Origin of the sequence: Streptomyces sp. NPDC007205, assembly GCF_040634095.1 — a bacterium.
Classification (GTDB): Bacteria; Actinomycetota; Actinomycetes; order Streptomycetales; family Streptomycetaceae; genus Streptomyces.
The window spans coordinates 81,062-98,327 of record NZ_JBEYEW010000015.1; the positions used below are offsets into that span (position 1 = coordinate 81,062).

The 17,266-nt window shown below is 72.1% G+C and carries 12 protein-coding genes; 6 read left to right on the forward strand and 6 right to left on the reverse strand.

The window, feature by feature from the left end; all coding sequences use genetic code 11:
* The first annotated feature begins 310 nt into the window (after positions 1-310).
* Genes ABZ624_RS24425 through ABZ624_RS24445 form a run of 5 tightly spaced genes read left to right on the forward strand, consistent with a single transcriptional unit; the run spans position 311 to position 7,671 of the window.
* Entirely contained in the window at positions 311-1,573 is a 1,263-nt protein-coding gene (locus ABZ624_RS24425) for a phenylacetate--CoA ligase family protein (RefSeq protein ID WP_360092946.1), read from the forward strand.
* Complete coding sequence (locus ABZ624_RS24430; protein ID WP_360092687.1) at positions 1,570-2,847, forward strand: MFS transporter; 1,278 nt, start codon at positions 1,570-1,572, stop codon at positions 2,845-2,847. Before ABZ624_RS24425 ends, ABZ624_RS24430 begins: the two co-directional genes overlap by 4 nt.
* Complete coding sequence (locus ABZ624_RS24435; protein ID WP_360092690.1) at positions 2,844-3,980, forward strand: GNAT family N-acetyltransferase; 1,137 nt, start codon at positions 2,844-2,846, stop codon at positions 3,978-3,980. Before ABZ624_RS24430 ends, ABZ624_RS24435 begins: the two co-directional genes overlap by 4 nt.
* Positions 3,977-5,143, forward strand: coding sequence for an acyl-protein synthase (locus ABZ624_RS24440; protein WP_360092693.1), 1,167 nt, complete (start codon positions 3,977-3,979; stop codon positions 5,141-5,143). Before ABZ624_RS24435 ends, ABZ624_RS24440 begins: the two co-directional genes overlap by 4 nt.
* Complete coding sequence (locus ABZ624_RS24445) at positions 5,140-7,671, forward strand: acyl-CoA reductase (protein ID WP_360092696.1); 2,532 nt, start codon at positions 5,140-5,142, stop codon at positions 7,669-7,671. The genes ABZ624_RS24440 and ABZ624_RS24445 overlap by 4 nt, the downstream gene beginning before the upstream one ends.
* Positions 7,672-7,685: 14 nt before the next feature.
* On the opposite strand, the gene ABZ624_RS24450 is transcribed toward ABZ624_RS24445, so the two are convergent.
* The 5 genes from ABZ624_RS24450 to ABZ624_RS24470 form a co-directional block, all read right to left on the reverse strand.
* Complete coding sequence (locus ABZ624_RS24450) at positions 7,686-8,489, reverse strand: IclR family transcriptional regulator C-terminal domain-containing protein (protein ID WP_360092699.1); 804 nt, start codon at positions 8,487-8,489, stop codon at positions 7,686-7,688.
* A 60-nt stretch (positions 8,490-8,549) separates the two neighbouring features.
* The gene (locus ABZ624_RS24455; protein WP_360092702.1) at positions 8,550-9,503 is read right to left on the reverse strand and encodes a zinc-binding dehydrogenase; all 954 of its coding nucleotides are present in this window, start codon (positions 9,501-9,503) and stop codon (positions 8,550-8,552) included.
* A gap of 293 nt (positions 9,504-9,796) precedes the next feature.
* Positions 9,797-12,040 carry a prolyl oligopeptidase family serine peptidase gene (locus ABZ624_RS24460; protein ID WP_360092705.1) on the reverse strand — a complete coding sequence of 748 codons (2,244 nt, stop codon included), beginning with the start codon at positions 12,038-12,040 and terminating at the stop codon, positions 9,797-9,799.
* On the reverse strand, positions 12,016-13,797 hold the full coding sequence (locus tag ABZ624_RS24465; protein WP_360092708.1) for an N-acetylglutaminylglutamine amidotransferase: 1,782 nt from the start codon (positions 13,795-13,797) through the stop codon (positions 12,016-12,018). Before ABZ624_RS24465 ends, ABZ624_RS24460 begins: the two co-directional genes overlap by 25 nt.
* 193 nt (positions 13,798-13,990) lie before the next feature.
* Positions 13,991-15,184 (reverse strand): glutamate--cysteine ligase, encoded by a 1,194-nt coding sequence (locus ABZ624_RS24470; protein ID WP_360092711.1) that lies wholly within the window; start codon positions 15,182-15,184, stop codon positions 13,991-13,993.
* A 346-nt stretch (positions 15,185-15,530) separates the two neighbouring features.
* On the opposite strand from ABZ624_RS24470, the gene ABZ624_RS24475 reads away from it, so the two are divergent.
* A complete protein-coding gene (locus tag ABZ624_RS24475; protein ID WP_360092714.1) occupies positions 15,531-15,869 on the forward strand; it encodes a hypothetical protein in 339 nt (112 codons plus the stop codon).
* Positions 15,870-15,935: 66 nt separating this feature from the next.
* On the opposite strand, the gene ABZ624_RS24480 is transcribed toward ABZ624_RS24475, so the two are convergent.
* Positions 15,936-17,213, reverse strand: coding sequence for a M64 family metallopeptidase (locus ABZ624_RS24480; protein ID WP_360092717.1), 1,278 nt, complete (start codon positions 17,211-17,213; stop codon positions 15,936-15,938).
* Positions 17,214-17,266: the final 53 nt, after the last annotated feature.

Here is a 17,266-nt window from a genome sequence, read left to right on the forward strand (position 1 = left end):
ACCCTTCACCCGTCTTCAACAAACCGTTATGTATGCCCAGCTGGATGTGATCGCCGTCTCCGCGCCGGAAGGAACCGAAGGACCCCGCAATACGTCCGCGAGGCACCAAACCCCTTGACGGCATGGCCGATTGGCGCAAGTCCGTCCCGCATAGTGAGATATCCTGGTGCACCGGACGCCCCGTTCGTCACGGGCGCTCCGCTTTTTCACACCCTCAGCGACACGGTCCACACCCACCTCGGGTGACCGGCTCCGTCGCACCTCGCCGGTGATGTGCGTGCCGGCGGTCCACGCCTTTGAGCAGGAATTGATGCCCGTTCAATCTTTTGCGGAACTCATATGTTTCGCCCGCAACAACTCGTCTTTCTATCGTGACCTCTACGCCGGGCTTCCCGAGCAGGTCACTCGACTCACGGATCTTCCGGTGGTACCCCAGGCCGATTTCTGGCGGGCCAATGCGCCCCGCGACAACCGGCTGCTGACCGCCCCGCTGGACGAAGCGGTCGTCTTCCGCAGTGGCGGGACCACGGGGTCGCCGAAGTTCTCCTACTACACCCGCACGGAGTGGCGGGAGTTCACGACCGCGTTCGGTGCCGGGCTCGTCCGTGCGGGGCTGAAGCCGGGTCACCGGGTGGCGGACCTCTTCTACGCGGGTGACCTGTACGCCAGCTTCAGCTTCGTCCTCGACTCGCTGCACCGCTCCCCCGTGGCCAACGTCCGCCTGCCCATCGGCGGCGCGGCACCCTGGGAGTCCACCGCGGCGACCCTGGAGGAGTTCCGGGTCCAGGTGGTCGCCGGTACACCGACCACCCTGTGCTCGCTCGCCGAGCGCCTCAGCTGCGCCGGCCGGACCCTGCCGGACGTGGAGCTGCTGTTCTTCGGCGGGGAGTGCCTCTTCGGCGACCAGGTGCCTTTGCTGAGGGCGGCGTTCCCGAACGCCGAACCGCGCTCGCTGGGATACGCGAGCGTGGACGCCGGGCTCCTCGGCGAGGCCGTGCCCGGCGACGACCCGCGTGTGCACCGCGCGTTCATCCCGTACACGGTGGTCGAGATCCTCTGCGACGAGACCGACCGGCCCGTCGAGGGGAACGGCGTGCCGGGGCGGCTCATCGTCACCGATCTGCGCAGGCGGCTCATGCCGGTGCTCCGGTATCCGGCGGGCGACCGGGCCGAGTGGGTCGACCGGGACGCCGGTGTCTTCCGCATCCTCGGCCGCGCCGAGGAGGGCGTGCGGGTCGGTCCCGTCTCCCTGTACACCGAGGACGTCCATCACGTCGTCAAAGCCGCCGACGCCTCCGGCGAGGTGACCGGGCTGCAGCTCGTCGTACGGCGGTGGGACGGCCGCGACGGGCTCGTGCTGCGGCTCGCGGTCGCCGACCCGGGCAAGGACCATGCCGGGCTGGCCGAGTCCGTCGTGGCCGCGCTCCTCGCGCAACGCCCCCTCTACGTGACCGCGACCGCCGCCGGGCACGTGAACCCGCTGACCGTCGAATGGGTGCGGCACCGGGACCTCGCGGTCAACTCCCGCTCGGGCAAGCTCATCCGCGTCATCGACGAACGGCCGCACTCGTGAGCCCGGCACCCGCGCGCGGGCGGCGGCTGCCCCTCGTGCTGCGCAATCCGTCCTTCGGCCGGGTCTGGGCCGGTCAGCTCCTCACCCAGGCGGCGAGCCGGATGTTCCAGGTCGGCGCGGTCTGGTGGCTCGTCGGCTTCGCGGGCGGCGAGCACCGCGGCCTCGCCTCCGGCCTGTTCCTCATGGTGAGCACCCTGCCCGCGGTCGCGCTCGCTCCGGTGGTCGCGCGGATCGTCGCCCGCTGGGCACACCGCACGGTGCTGGCCGGCGCGGCGGCCGTGGCGGGGGCGGTGGCGGGCACGGCGGCCGTCGTGGCGTACGCCGGACCGCTGCCCGTGGCCGCCGCCTACGCGGTCGGACTGGCGCTGGCCGCCTGTCAGGCGGTGTTCGATCCGTGTCTGACCACTTCGGTGCCGGAACTCGTCGAGGACGCCGACATCGAGTCGGCCACCGGGTTCGAGCTGTCCACCCAGTCCGTCGCCGGGCTGAGCGGGGGACTGCTCGGCCCGCTCGTCGTCGACGCGGGCTCACTGGCCGCCGTCGTCGCCGCCTGCGCCGCCGCGTACCTGCTCGCCGCCCTGCTGGTCGGCTCCACCCGCTTCCCGCGGACCGGGGCGGGGCACGAAGACCCGGACGGGCCGTCTGGGAGGCGGCGCACGCTGCGCCAGGTCCTGGCCGGTCTGCCGTTCATCCGCCGGGTGCTGGTCTGTTTCGCCGCCGCCAACGTCTTCACCACCGCGGTCTACGTCGTGATGCCGCTGTACACCCGGGAGGTGCTGCACGCGACCGGCTCGACCGTGGCCTCCCTGGAGGCGGCCCTCGGCGCGGGCACTCTGGTCGGGTCCTTCAGCGGCGGGCGGCTGCCCGGCCGTCCGGTGGCGGTCGGCAGTGTGTGCCTCGCGGTCATGGCCACAGCCCTCGGCCTTCCGGGGCTGCTCGCCGGGCATGCGGCGGCGGTCGTCTCGATGGCCGTCGCCGGGTGGTGCGTCGGTGTGATCGGCGTGCGGTTCGTCGCGCTGTTCCAGCGACTGGTGCCCGCCGCCGACAAGCCGGGGTTCTTCGCGGTCATGCAGGCACTGCTGGGCGCGACCTTCCCCGTGTCCTCGCTCGTCTTCGGCGCGCTGGGCGACCATCTGGCCGCCCGTACGCTCTGCCTGGTCCAGGGCGCGGGTCTGGTACCGGTGGCGCTGGCGCTGTGGTGGCTGGGCCGCCGGTCCGACGCCGAGGCCCAGCCGAGGCCCGTCGTACCGGAGCCGGCGGGAGCGGCGTCGTGACCGCCGTCCTCTCCCCCGCCTCCGCCCAGGACATCGCCGAACTGCGGCAGTTGTACTTCGAGGTGTACGGGCACGGCTATCCGGTGCCGCTGGGCAGCGACCCGGTGGTCATGCGCCGGCTGATCACCGACGGCACCGCGCACTGGCTCACCGCCCGCACCGCCGGCGGCGTCCTGGTGGGCTCCGCCGTCGTGGTGACCGAACCGGGCAGCCGCATCGGCAAGCTCGTCGGCCTCGCCGTGCACCCCGGCCATCGCGGCGGCGGGCTCGCCTCCCGGCTCACCGGGGCGGTCTGTGCCGAGGCCTTCGCCACCGGCGGCCTCGACTCGGTGTACGCCACCGTCCGCCTGGTCACCGAGGGACCGCAGCACGTCGTCGTACGCAACGGCTTCCGGCCGCTCGGCCTGCTGCCGAACGCCGTCGAGGTCGAGGGGTGCGAGACCCTCGCGCTGTTCGCCCGCTACGCCGACGGTGTGCTGGAACACCGCGAACCGGTGGCGAGCGTGCCCGAACGGCTGGCGCCGCTGCTGTCCGCCGTATCCGCCGGCGTCGGCATCGACTACGCCGGCACCCGGCCCGCCCCCTACCGCCACGCGGTGGGCGCGGCCACCGGTGCCGAGCCGATCGAGCTGATCACCGCCCCGGCCTTCGTGCGACGCCGCTTCCTGGAGCTGTTCCCGGAGGCCGACGACCGCTTCTTCCCGCTGCACACGCCCAACGCGGTCCTGGTCGCCGCCGACGGCAGCTTCGAGGCGTACGCCGACCTGGACGCCGTGGCGGGCAGCTGTGCGCTCGTCGCCGTCCATCCGCGTCCGGCCGCGGTGGCCGGCGCCCTGGAGGCGCTGATGGCCGGGGTCACCCGGGCCGGCGCGGACTACGCCGAGGCGCTGCTGCCGCTGGCCGACACCGAGGCCCTGGAGGTGTTCCTCGCCTCGGGGTTCGTACCGAGCGCGGTCTATCCGGCGATGCGCCGCATCCGCGACCGCCTGCACGACTACGTGGTGCTGTCGCGGACCAGCCGTCAGATCGACTTCCGCACCACCGCCGTCAGTCCGCTGCTCCAGCCGTACCTCGGCGCCTACCTGAGTGCCTGGACCGCCACCTATCTGCCCCTTCACGAGGTGTCCCGATGAAACCCCATCTCGCTCCCGTCGAGGTTCCCGACCCGGCGGCGCTCGGCCAACTGCAGCGGCTCTGCGACCTGGCGGAGCCGTACGCCCACGGCCCGGCCGCCGACGAGCTGTTCGCCGCCGCCATGGCGGAGACCAACGCCTGGCACGCCCTCCGCTCCCCCTTCTTCGCCGCCTTGCTCCGGGACCCGGCCGAGGCGCCCGCGCCCACCGTCGGCGGCGCGGTGCGCACCCCGCTGGTGCCCGCCGCCTTCTTCAAGCGCCACGAGATGCTCTCGATCCCGCGCGAGGAGGTGTTCCTGCATCTGACCTCCTCGGGCACGACGGGCCAGAAGTCGCAGATGTTCTTCGACGAGTGGACCATCCGCTCGGCGCAGCGCATGGTGGCCCGGGTCTTCGACCACTACGGCTGGATCACCCCCGAACAGCCGGTGAACTACCTGCTGTACAGCTACGAGCCGGCGCCCGCCCTGAAACTGGGCACGTCCTTCACGGACAACTACCTGTGCGACTTCGCCCCGGCCCGGGACACCACGCACGCCCTGCGGCACACCGGCACCGGCCACGAGTTCGACGTGCACGGCTGCATCGCGGCGCTCCAGCGCTACGCCGAGGACGACGTGCCGGTCCGCATCCTGGGCTTCCCGGCGTTCCTGTACTTCACCCTGGAGCGGATGCGGGCGATGGGACTGCCGCCGCTCACCCTGCCCGAGGGATCGCTGGTGGTGCTCGGCGGCGGCTGGAAGGGCCACGCCGACCGGCAGATCGCCAAGGAGGCGTTCTACGCCGAGGTCACCGACCTCCTCGGCGTGCCGGGGGACCGCGTGCGCGACACCTTCGGATCGGTCGAGCACTGTGTGCCGTACGTCGAGTGCGCGCACCACCGGCTGCACGTGCCCGTGTGGTCGCGTGCGGCCGTACGCGACACCGGGACGCTGCGTCCGCTGCCGTACGGCGAACGCGGTTTTCTGCACCTGGTCAGTCCTTACATCACCTCCGTGCCCGCGCACAGCGTGGTGATGGGCGACCTCGCGTCGCTGCACCCGGGCAAGGAATGCCCCTGCCCGCTGTCCACCGACTGGTTCACCGTGCACGGCCGGGCCGGGGTGAGCCGCAACCGCAGCTGTGCGGTGGCCGCCGCCGAACTGATGAAGGGAATGTCGTGACCGCCTCCGTACTCCACCCCGTACCCCGCCCCGAACTCCACCTCTGGCAGGGCGAGTTCATCGACGAGGCCGAGGCAGGCCGACGGCTCGCCGGCCTGCCGGAGCTCGCCGCGCGGGTCCTGGCGCGTCCGCTGCCCACCGACGTGGTGCTCGGCGCCTGTGCCGCGGTCGGCCGTGACCTGGCCGATCCCGGCTCCGCCCGTTACGGCCGCCTCGCCGGACACCTGCCCGCCGACGAGGCCCCGGCCGTCCTGGCCGAGCTGGCCGGCGTGCTCACCCGGGAGGCGCTGGAGCGCAAGCTGCGGCGGGAACTGGGCGGCCTGCGCCCGGAGCGGCTGACCCGGCCGGACGCCCGCGAGACGGTGTACGAGGCCTGGGCGCCCGTCGGCCTGCTGGTGCACATCGCGCCGGGCAACGCCGCGGCCGTGGCGCCGCTGAGCGTCGTGGAGGGACTGCTGGCGGGCAATGTGAACGTGCTGAAGACCAGCAGCTCCGATTCGGCCCTCGCCCTCGACCTGCTCGCCGCGATCGGTGCGGCCGATCCCTCCGGGCTGATCGCCGAACGCGTCATCGCCCTGCGCTTCCCGTCCTCGCGCCGCGCGTGGCTGGAGGCACTGTGCGGGCAGGCCGACGCGATCGCGGTGTGGGGCGGCGAGGACGCGGTGCGCGCGGCGGGCGAACTGGCGCCGCCCGGCTGCCGGATGGTCGAGTGGGGCCACCGGATCTCCTTCGCCTATCTGACCCGGCGGGCCGCGTCCGACGACAGTGTCCTCGACGCGCTCGCCGAGGACGTCTGCCGGCTCGAACAGCAGGCGTGTTCCAGCCCGCAGGTGGTCTACCTCGACACCGAGGACGCCGAGGAACTGTTCACGTTCGCCGGACGGTTCGCCGAGCGGCTCGCCAAGGTGTCCGCCGAGCGGCCGGCGTCCACCCTGCCCGGCACGGCCGAGCAGGCGGAGCTCACCACCGTGCAGCAGCTGGCCCGGCTCGAACAACACCTGGGCCTGACCCGCGTGTTCTGTGCCGAGGACGGTTCCTGGCGGGTACTGGCCGACACCCGGCCCGCGCTCGACGCCTCCCCGCTGTACCGCACCGTCTGGGTGAAGCCCCTGCCCCGGCACGCGGTCACCGCTACCCTGCGCCCCATGCGCCGCTATCTGCAGACCGCGGCGATCGGGGGCGACCGCGCGGACGCGGCCGCGCTGTCCCGCGCGCTGTTCGCGGCGGGCGTCACCCGCGTCACCCCGGTCGGCTCCATGCTGGACGGCTACGAGGGTGAACCGCACGACGGTGTCTACGCGTTGCAGCGTTACAGCCGCCGGGTGAGCGTGCGCGCCGCGGACGCCGAGTTCCGTACGGTGGCCTGCCTGGACGACCTGGTGGCGCCGCCGGTGCTGCCCCTCGCTCCGGAAGGGCCGCTGCTCGGCAAGGAGGGCGTACAGCACGCGCTCACCACCCTGGACCCACGCCACGCGCAGCTGTACTTCCGCAGCGGAGGTTCCACGGGCGCGCCCGCGCTGTCGGTGTTCACCTGCGACGACTACGACAACCAGATGCGTGCCGCGGCGGACGGACTGCTCACTGCGGGCTTCGACCCGGGCCGCGACCGGGCGGCCAACCTGTTCTACTGCGGCGGGATGTACGGCAGCTTCATCAGCTTCTTCTCCATCCTGGAACGGCTGAACGCCACCCAGCTCCCGATCGCCGCGGGCCCCGACCACGCCGCGGTGGCCGAGGCACTGGTCACCCACCGGGCGGACACCGTCTTCGGCATGCCGTCCTACCTGTGGCAGCTGTTCCACGCCGAGGCTGACCGGTTCCGCGCCTACGGCGGCATCCGCACGGTCTTCTACGGCGGCGAGCACTTCACCGCCGAACAACGCAGGGTGCTCACAGAGGAGTTCGGGGTGGAGGTGATCCGTTCCGCGGCGTACGGCAGCACCGACCTGGGGCCGCTGGGTTACCAGTGCGCGTCCTGTGACGGCTCGGTCCATCATGTGCTGACGGAGCTGCACACGCTGGAGATCCTCGACCCGCACGAGGACCGGCCGGTGGCGCCGGGCGAGCCCGGACGGCTGGTGTTCACCTCCCTGGCGCGGTCCGGTCAGCGGCTGGAGCGCTACGAGATCGGTGACCTGGGACGGGCGGTGCAGGGCCCGTGCGCGTGCGGCAGCCACGTGCCTCGCCTGGAACTGCTCGGGCGCTACGGCGATGTCGTCCGGGTGGGCACGTACTTCGTCAACTACCGGCGCGTCGTCAGGGCACTGGAGGAGCGGCTCGGCTACCACGGCGAGGTGCAGCTGGTGGTGGCCCCGGGTACCGGCCGGGAGCGGCTGACGGTCCGGCTCGACGAGCAGTACGCGCCCGATCCCGAGGTGGCCCGGGGCACTCTCACCGCCGAGGTGGCGGAGCTCGCCTCGGCGGAGACGGAGGGGCTGTTGTCCCTCACCGTGCAGAGCGCCCGGCGGGAGGAGTTCGAACGCACCGCGACCAGCGGCAAACTGCGCACGGTCATCGACCTGCGCTAGGCCCTGCCGGGTGATCAGTCGGCCGACCAGGCTCCGCCGAGCCGGCTGAGCCTGGCAGCCGCGGTGATGGTGGCGTGGACATAGCGCTGGGGGGCTTCCGGCATGATGTCGACGGGCTTGAGCAGCAGGACCGCCCCCCAGATCGCGCCGTCCCAGATGACGGGGGCGGCAATGGAGTTCCACTTCGCCATACACTCCTCGCGTCCCAGGGCGTAACCCTGGTCACGGATCTCGGCGAGTGAGGCGAGCAGTTCGCCGCCGTCCCGGATGACGCCCGGTCCCGCTTCCTGCGGGACCGGGTCGGCGGCGACGCGCTCCTGGATCTGCGCGGGCAGGTAGGCGAGGATCGTCCGGCCCGAGGCGCCGGTGCGCAGCGACCGTGTGACGGAGAGGACGTCGCGCGGTGTCATGCCGAGCTCGACGAGGTCGGAATCCCCCACCGCCATGTCCAGGCACTGCCTGCCCGCTATGCCGAACGGGGCCCTCATGTACAGGAAGACCAGACCGCTGTCGGTCGCCTCGCGCAGAGCGCGCAGCACGTGGGTGGCCTCGTCACCGGAGAGTTTGTCCTCGGAGAGTGCGTGGAGCCCCAGGTCGGCGACCGTGCTGCCGAGCTGGTACAGGCCTCGGTCGACCCGGACGAAGGTGCTGTTGTAGGTGCCGGCGGTCAGCATGCGGCCGGTGGTGGAGTCATCGAGACCGGCGGCCTTGGCGATCGCGGACAGCCGGTGGGCACCGGGTCCCAGAGTGATGAACGCCTGCTGCACTCGCATGAAACGGTCGGCGTAACCGGTCCCGCTGCCGCGCTGCCCACTCATCAGTCGTACCCCCTTCGTCCCGCCCGCGTACCCCTGCGTGGGACGCAGCCGGCACCAAGCCTATGGTGTGACTGTATCGAGGCTGAACTTGCCCGTGCCGGTCCTCTTGTTGAGCATGTTGTGCGCCTTGGCCGCGTCGGCGAGCGGGAAGGTGCCGCCGCTGACGATCCTGAGCGTGCCGTTGCCGACAGCGTCGAAGAGCTGCCTCATCGACGTCGCCAGCGGGAGCGTCCGGTCGGTGTACAGGTGGGGAAGCCAGAACCCGGCGGCGGTGACGGACTTCTGGAGCAGGGTGTGCACGGGGACGTCGGCCAGCTGTCCGCCGGCGAAGCCGTACACGGCGAGTCGGCCGCGCGGAGCCAGCACGTCGAGCGTCTGATGCAGTGTCTTGCCACCGGTCATCTCCAGCGCGGCGTGCACCGGCCCTCCTGCGGCGTCCAGGATCCGTTCCGCCAGGCCGTCCTCGTCGGAGGAGTCGACGGCCGCCGCCGCCCCGAGTTCCAGGGCCAGCCGACGCTTCTCGGCCGTGCCGGCGAGAGCCACGACGCGGGCGCCCGCCCGTTGCGCCAGCTGGACGGCCAGCGAGCCCACGCCTCCGGCCGCGGCGGGAATGACGACCGTCTCCCCCTTGGTGATCCGGGCGACCGTGAAGAGGAGGTGGTAGGCACTGTTCCCCTGCAGCGCCAGCGGCACCGCCTGGTCGTCGGTGATGCCGTCCGGGATCTCCCAGTGCAGCCTGCGGTGCACGGCGGCCTTCTCCGCGTAGCCGCCGCCCTGCGTCAGCGCCACGACACGCTTGCCATCCGGCGTGGTGCCGACCACCTCGTTGCCGGGGATGTACGGCAGTTCGACCGGCGCCAGGTAGGTATTTCCACGAACGTGGACATCTGCGTAATTGACCCCCGCGAGCCTCACATCGACCAGGATTTGTCCACGCGCGGGCTCGGGGTCGGGAACCTCTTCCAGCCGCAGAACCTCAGGGCCGCCGAATTCCCTCATGACAATCGCGCGCACGGTACTCCTATCGACACGGGCCGGATGCGTACGCCGCCAGGCTAGGGCATCCGTGTACCGGCTCCGACCCAGGAACCGTGCCTCATACATATTTCTCACGAGCCGAGAAAAAGCCACCCGTTTCTCGCTCTGCGAGAAGATTTAACTTCGAACTTCTCGCGAGATGAGAAAGGAAAGGGAAGAGTTGCGTTCACCCTTTCGAAGGGACATAGTGATGCCGCCCTCCTTGCTGCCGGGCCGTTCCTGACGGGGGACACGACGGAACGGCCCGGCAGCACGGGGGAGGAGGGCACTCATCGTCCGGTCAGGTGCCGCTGCAACCAGTCGGCGGCGGCACGCCGGAAGAGCCGCCGGTTGTCGGCGCGGAGGAAGTCATGTCCCTCGTCGCCCAACGTGAGCAGTTCGGCGGTCAGTCCCCGTTCCCGGGCCGCCCGTACGAACTGCTCCGACTCCCCTGGCGGCACATTGGTGTCGTGCTCCCCGTGCACGGCGAGCACCGGCGCGCGCAGCGCGTCGATACGGCTCATCGGTGACAGGGAACGCAGCAGTTCGCGGTCGACCACCGGGTGACCGTACTTGTTGGCCGCCGACTGGGCGATCCAGGGTTCGGTGCCCTCGAAGAACGTCGCGAAGTCGGACATGCCGCACACCGCCACGCCGGTGCGGAAAAGGTCCGGGTGCCAGACCAGAGAGGCGAACGTGAGATAGCCGCCGTACGAGCGGCCCATGACCGCCAGCCGGGCGGGGTCGGCCGGCCCGGCCAGCACCGCGTGGGCGGCACAGTCCGCCACGTCGTCGATCGCCGCGAACCGGCCCCTCCCCAGGTCCGCGTCGACGAACGACCGGCCGTATCCGGACGACCCGCGTACGTCGGGTGCGAAGACGTCCAGACCTCGCCCCAGGATCTCGTGGTACAGCGGATCGAGGACGGGGCGTTCCTGGTCCTCGGGGCCGCCGTGCAGATGGATGACGCAGGGCGCCGGCTCGCCGGGGCCGCGCCCCGGTGCACGGTAGTACCAGCCGTTCAGCGGCAGCCCGTCCCGTGCGGTCGGACGGAGGCGGACCGGTCGTACGGGCGGGCGGCCCGGCGGAACGGCGTCCTCGTCCCGGGACGACCACGGGGTGCGCACCGAGGTCACCCCCTCGGGAAGCCACCAGATGCCGGGGCGCCGCCGGGAGCCCGACAGGGCCAGCAGCAGCCGGGGGCCGGCGTCCGCGATGCGGGTGACCACCTCGTGGGGCAGGGGCACCGGCCGGGACGGACCGGTGGCGGGCCCGGCCGCACCGGACGGGTCCGTGTCCCGGACCTCCACCTCGCTCATGCCCCGCACGTTCCAGGCCAGCACGGCGGCACTGCCGGCGTGGACACAGCGCAGCAGCTCCAGGTCGCAGTCGTCGCGCGATGCCCCGACGGACCAGCCGCACGGCCGCCCCTGCGGGTCGAGCACGGCGGCGAGCAGGACCGCGAACTCCCTGTGGGCGTTGCTGCGCAGCCACAGGGTTTCCGCGCGGGGTGAGAAGCTGCCGATCCACGGGTCGCCGTCGGCCACCGGCACCACACAGGTCGTCACATGGTCGGTGGTGCGCAGCAGGACGGCCTCGCGCCGCCCGCGGGGCCCCCGGCGCAGCAGCACCAGTGCGCCGTCACGGCTGAGATCGCACACGCGCAACGTCGCCGCGTCCTGCTCGGTGGCGAGCAGGACGGGGGCGGCCACGCCGTCGGGGTCGATGAGATAGGCCGACAGCCCGTCGCCGAAGCCGGCCGCCGGGGCGATGTGCGCCTCGCCCGGAGCGCCCCGTTCCCGCGTGTCGACGGTGACGGAGGGTGACGGCACTCCGAGTCCAGGGTCCGTGCGGGGTGCCCCACCGAGGAGTTCCGCATCGCCCATCCGGCCCTGCCAGTGCTCCGGCAGGCGACCGGCTGCCGGGCCGGAGCCGGCCGGGCCGGGCTCCGCCGTGGTGCCCAGGGCGGGTACGGCGGTGGGCACCGCCACGGTGACCGCGACCGCCGATCCGTCGTGCGCCCAGCAGCCCAGGTGGGCGGAGCTGCCCGGCTCGGCTCCGGCCAGGATGTGCCGGTCGGTGCCGTCGGGACGTACGCACAGCACCCGCGTGTGCTCACCGCCGCCGGGGGCCGCCGTATAGGCGATCCAGCGGCCGTCGGGCGACCAGGACACCTCCCGGACGGGGTCCGGTCCGTCGTCGAGCAGACGTACCGCGTCGCCGTCGACGGGGCCCGCCCACAGCTGGGGTACCCCGCCTCGGTCGCAGATGAAGGCGACCTCTGTTCCGGCCGGGTCGGCCGAGGGGTACCAGCAGCCGTGCGCGATGAGCCGCGTCGTCGCGTCGCGCGGCCCGGAGGCGTCCGGCAGGGGGATGCGGGCGGGCGCGGCGAAGGCGGTGCCATGGCCGTCCGGGGCCGGCGCGGGTGCGTCGGCGGTGAGGTGCGCGGCGGCAGGCCGCTCGGCAGCGGGGTCCGTGCCCAGCGTGCGCTCCGTGAGGAGTTCCCCGGTCAGATTCCGTGCGTCTGCAGCCATATCTCCAGCAAAGCCACTTGCCACAGCGCGTTCGCTCCGCGCTTGGTGCGATGTCGGTCGGGGGCAGCCAGCAGTTCGGCGACGTAGGAGTCCTGGAAGAGCCCGCGCCGCTTCGCCTCGGGGGCGCCCAGTGCCTCGCGCACCCTTCCCAGGACGGGTCCGGCCAGGTGGGTGATGGCCGGGACCGGGAAGTAGCCCTTGGGGCGGTCGACCACCTCGTGGGGCAGCAGTTTGCGGCCGGCCTCCTTCAGGACGCCCTTGCCGCCGTCGGCCAGCTTCAGCTCCGGCGGACAGGCGGCCGCCAGCTCCACCAGCTCGTGGTCCAGGAACGGCACCCGGGCCTCCAGGCCCGAGTCCATGGTCATGTTGTCGACCCGCTTGACCGGATCGTCCACCAGCATGACATGCGTGTCGAGCCGCAGCGCGGCGTCCAGCGCGGTCTCGGCCCCCGGCACCGCCATGTGCTCCCGGACGAACCGGCCGGAGACGTCGTCCCGCGGCAGCATGTGCGGTTGCAGCATCCGCGCGAGGTCGGCGTGCGGCCGGTCGAAGTACGTCTCGGCGTACCTGTCCGGTTCCTCCTCGCGGGCCACGGAGGCGAGGCGCGGATACCAGCGGTAGCCGGCGAAGACCTCGTCGGCGCCCTGCCCGCTCTGGACGACCTTGACGTTCCTGGCCACCTCCTCGGACAGCAGATGGAACGCGACCACGTCGTGGCTCATCATGGGCTCGCTCATCGCCAGGACCGCCGCGTCCAGGGCCGTGGACACCCGCCGCGAGGGAACCACCAGCTGATGGTGATCGGTGGCGAACTCCCTGGCGACCAGGTCGGAGTACCGGAACTCGTCCCCCTCGTCGCCGCCTTCCGACTCGAAGCCCACGCTGAACGTCGCCAGGTCCCGCTGCCCCTCGTCGGCCAGCAGTGCCACGATCAGGCTGGAATCCAGCCCTCCGGAGAGCAGGACACCGACCGGCACGTCGGCCACCATCCGCCGGCGTACGGCGGTCCGCAGGGCGTCCAGCACCGCGTCCCGCCACTCGGCGGGGCCCATACCCGCGTGCTCGGGGCGGCGCGTGTACGACGGCTGCCAGTAGCAGTGCTCCGCGTAGGTGCCGTCCGGCTCGACGATCCGCACGGTGGCCGGCGGGAGCTTGCGCACCCCGGCCAGGACGGTGCGTGGTGCGGCCACGGTCGCGTGCCAGCTGAGGTACTGGTGCACGGCGACCGGGTCCAGCGAGGTGTCGACGCCCCCGGCCGCGAGCAGGGCGGGCAGCGTCGAGGCGAAGCGCAGCCGTCCGGGCGTCTCTGCCAGGTACAGGGGCTTGATGCCGAGCCGGTCGCGTACCAGGACCAGCCGGCCGGTCCGGTGCTCGACGAGGGCGAAGGCGAACATGCCGTGGAAGCGGTCGACGCAGGCGGTCCCCCACTGCTGGTACGCCTTGAGGACGACCTCGGTGTCGGAAGTGGACCGGAACCGGTGGCCGAGGGCCTTGAGTTCCCCGCGCAACTCCTCGTAGTTGTAGATGCACCCGTTGAAGACGCCGGTGAGCTCCTGCCGGTCGTCCGTCATCGGCTGCGCCCCGTGCTCGGAGAGGTCGATGATCTTCAGCCTGCGGTGCCCGAGGGCCACCGCGTCCCGCGACCAGGTCCCGTGACCGTCGGGTCCGCGGGCGGCGAGCCGTTCACTCATGCGCTCGACGGCCGCCAGGTCGGGCCGCTCGCCGTCGAAGCGCATCTCCCCGCTCAGGCCGCACATACGCGACCACCTCCCCGCTGCGCGTAGGGGTCGCACGGGTCGCGCGGGTCGCGCGGCGGTGCGGTGAGCGCGGGCCCAGTCGGTGTGCCCGTCGGTATGGGGTCGGGACTGGTTGACACGGTGTTGTTCCCTTCGCGACGAGAGTGTGTACGGGGGGTGGGTCGGTGAGGCGGCTGAACTCCTGGTGCACGCCTCAGCGGCCGGCGATGCGTGCCGGGCGGACCCGGGAGGCTTCCGCGGCGGGCCGCCCCGGGGAGGCGACGTGCCGGGCGGGGGCGGCACCGGACCGGGGAGGCGGGTGGGCGTCACCTCTGGTTTCCGCGATCGCCAGATCCGTGCAGGCAAGCAGGTCCTCCTGCACGGCCGTACGGCGCAGACGGTGGGCGGCGCTGCCGGCTGCGAGCGCCCTCTCGGTGAGCTCCCGGACCGTGTGCCAGTCTCCGGCGGCCTCGAGCGACGGGCGTGCCCGTCGCAGCAGGCTGCGGACGACCTCGGCCGCGGGCGCCTCGTGCCGGCTTCCCGGATCGATCAGGGCCCCTTCCAGGCCCGACCGCGCGGCCCGCCAGGCAGCGGCACGCAGCCACTCGTGCCGGGCGGCACAGGCGGGGGCGGCCGTCGTTCCCAGCCGCTCATGGGCCTCGCTCACCAGGGCGCGGAAGAGTCCGGCGATCAGCACGACCGTTTCCGCGCGCGGACAGGCGTCGCAGATGCGCAGCTCAAGGGTCTGCTGATGGGCGGAGGGCCGGATGTCGTAGTAGATCATTCCCGGGTCGCTGATGACGCCGGAGTCGACGAGACACTGCACAGCCGCGTCGTAGTCGGCGGCGTCGGCGAAGCACCCCGGTGGCCCCGAGGTGGGCCAGCGCTGCCACACCATGGTCCGCCAGCTGGCGTAGCCGGTGTCGGCGCCCAGCCAGAAGGGGGAGCTGGCGGACAGGGCCAGCAGCACGTGCAGCCACGGCGACACTTCGCACATGACGCGTACGGCCAGGTCACGGTCGGGGGCGTCGACGTGGACGTGGGTCCCGCAGATCAGCTGCTCGTCGGCGATCATGCGGTACTCGTCGGCCATGCGGCGGTAGCGGTGGCCGGGCGTGGGGCGGATGTCCGCCGTGCGGGCCAGGGGCACCGTTCCGGCGGCCACCACGGCCAGCCCGTGAGCGGTCGCCGCGGCGTCGAGCCGGCGTCTGGTGCTGATGACATCGCCGTACAGGCCGTCCAGAGACGTGTGCACCTCGCTGTTCGACTCCACCGTCGCCTGCTGCAGCTCGGTCGTGAAGGTGCGTCCGGGCAGCTCTTCCAGCACGGTGTCGGCTCGGGACACGAGCAGACCCGTCTCCACCTCGACGATGTGGAACTCCTCTTCCACTCCGATGCGAAGGGTCACGGCACTCCTCCGGTGACGGGCGGCACCCGCCCCACCGGTCCACCGGCGGCGGGCTGTGCCCCTCCGACTTCCCACCCAGCCCATTACTAAGCAGGCGGTGCTCTATAGAGGCGCCGGCATCACAGATGAGCGGCCACCACAGGTGTGTCGCCGTCACCGAGTACGCGTACTCAGGCAGGCATCGGCTGTGTACCGGAAGAAGCTCGGAGCGAGCGAACTCCGGCGTTGGCTCACGCCCTGGTCGTACCGCACCGCCGGCACCCTCGGATGTCTCAGGTTCACGGGCGGGCTTCGGTGCTCTTCACTGATCACAGGAAGACAGCAACGCGACCTCACGGGGGTACACATGCACAGCAGGAAGCGCATCCTGGCAGCCGGCCTGGCCACCGCGGTCTCCGCGGTGGCCCTCACCGTCGCCGGTGTGGCGGTCCCGGCGCAGGCCGCTGCCCAGGGCACCGTCGACTGTGACGGCTGGGTGCACAACAACGATCCGGACGTCGGCATCGCGGGCTGCGAGAACAACACCGACCACGCCGTCACCTTCCGGGCCGAGATCGTCTGCGGCTGGGCCCCGGATGTCTCCGGCAACTGGGTGACGCTGAACCCGGGCCAGTACGGCGAGTCCACGGGCTCCTGCGCGTTCTACAGCACGGGAGTGGGCAGCGTGGGCTGGACCATCCAGTGATGCCCGGTCGCGCGCTGCCACAGGCCCCACGCCTGCGTCCGCCTTCAGATGCCGTGAGCCTCTGGGTCACCGTACGGTCCACGTCAGTGAGGTAGTCGCCTGGGCCCGGACCGCGGGGTCCCGTATGGCCGTCGTGCGGTCGGTCAAGGTTGCCGTGACCTTGTGGCCGTGGCCCCGAACGCCCAGTTCGTGCGGCGTCACCGACGGATCGCCTGTCGCCGACAGGACCTGCCTGCCGTCGACGTACCAGGTCAGTTCCGGGTCGGCGAGGCCGGTCAGCGGCGCGAGGCACACCGTGATCCGGCGCCCTTGCCCGACGGGCCGTGAGGTCGGGAGGGCGGAGGTCAGCGCGTCCGCGTCGGCGTAGAAGCCGGCGATCATCGCCTCCCGGCCGACGACGTTGAACTCGGTCGAGGCCAGGGAGCGCATGAGGGACGTCTCGGTCGGACGGTAGACGCCCGCCTCGTAGTACCCCCCGCCTTCGTAGGTGCCCACGACCGAACCGGACGGGTCCTGGGTCCCGAGCCAGCGGTACCACTTCGTCGCACCCAGGTCGCGGTGGACGGTGAGGTTGGCGGCGGCCGGTTCCTCGGCGGAGGGATAGGTGCCGTAGCCCGAGTACTGGTACTCGTCGGCCAAGTGGCCTATGGAGTGGCCGAGTTCGTGGGCTCCTATGAGGTAGGACCTGTCGTTGCCGGACGACATCGTCGCCACCCCGTGGAAGGTCGAGCCCGACGGCAGGTCGGCGGCGGAGTAGCCCGCGCCGCCGTACTTGGCGGAGTGGGCGATGACGAAGACGATGTCGGCGTCCGGTGCCAGGGCGGCGTACCGAGCGACCTCGTCGGTGTCGACGCACAGGAGGCGCTCGACGCCGTCGCAGAAGAAGGAGGAGCCCAGCGCGGTGTCCTTCACGACGTCGGCCGCCGGGTCACCGGAGACGCCGGACTCGTCGGAGACGGCGTTGACCAACCAGATGTTGAACAGGCCGCGGTAGCTCCGGTACGGCTCGACACGGAAGATCGCGTCCAGCTTCTCCTGGGCGTCGGCGGCGAAGTCGCGTTGTTCGCCGGCCGTGTAGCCGTCGCCCATCACCACCAGATCGAGCCGTCCGGACACCGGTCCGGTGCGCTGGAGCGGCTTCACCGCCGGGGTGGCGCCCGTCAGGGTCGGCGCGGGGCGGGCGATCCGGCCGGGGGCGCTCGCCGGGACGGTCACCTGGCGGGGCTCGGCCCGGGGTCCGGGGAAGTACTCGACGTGCTGAGTGCGGACCGAGAGGCCGGCCGCCTCGGCGGGTCCTGGGTTCACTCCGCCGACCAGCGCCGACACGGTGGCAAGGACGGCCACGGCAGCGGAGCTCCAGCGCATGCGCGGTCTTGCGGGATGCGGCACGGCAACCC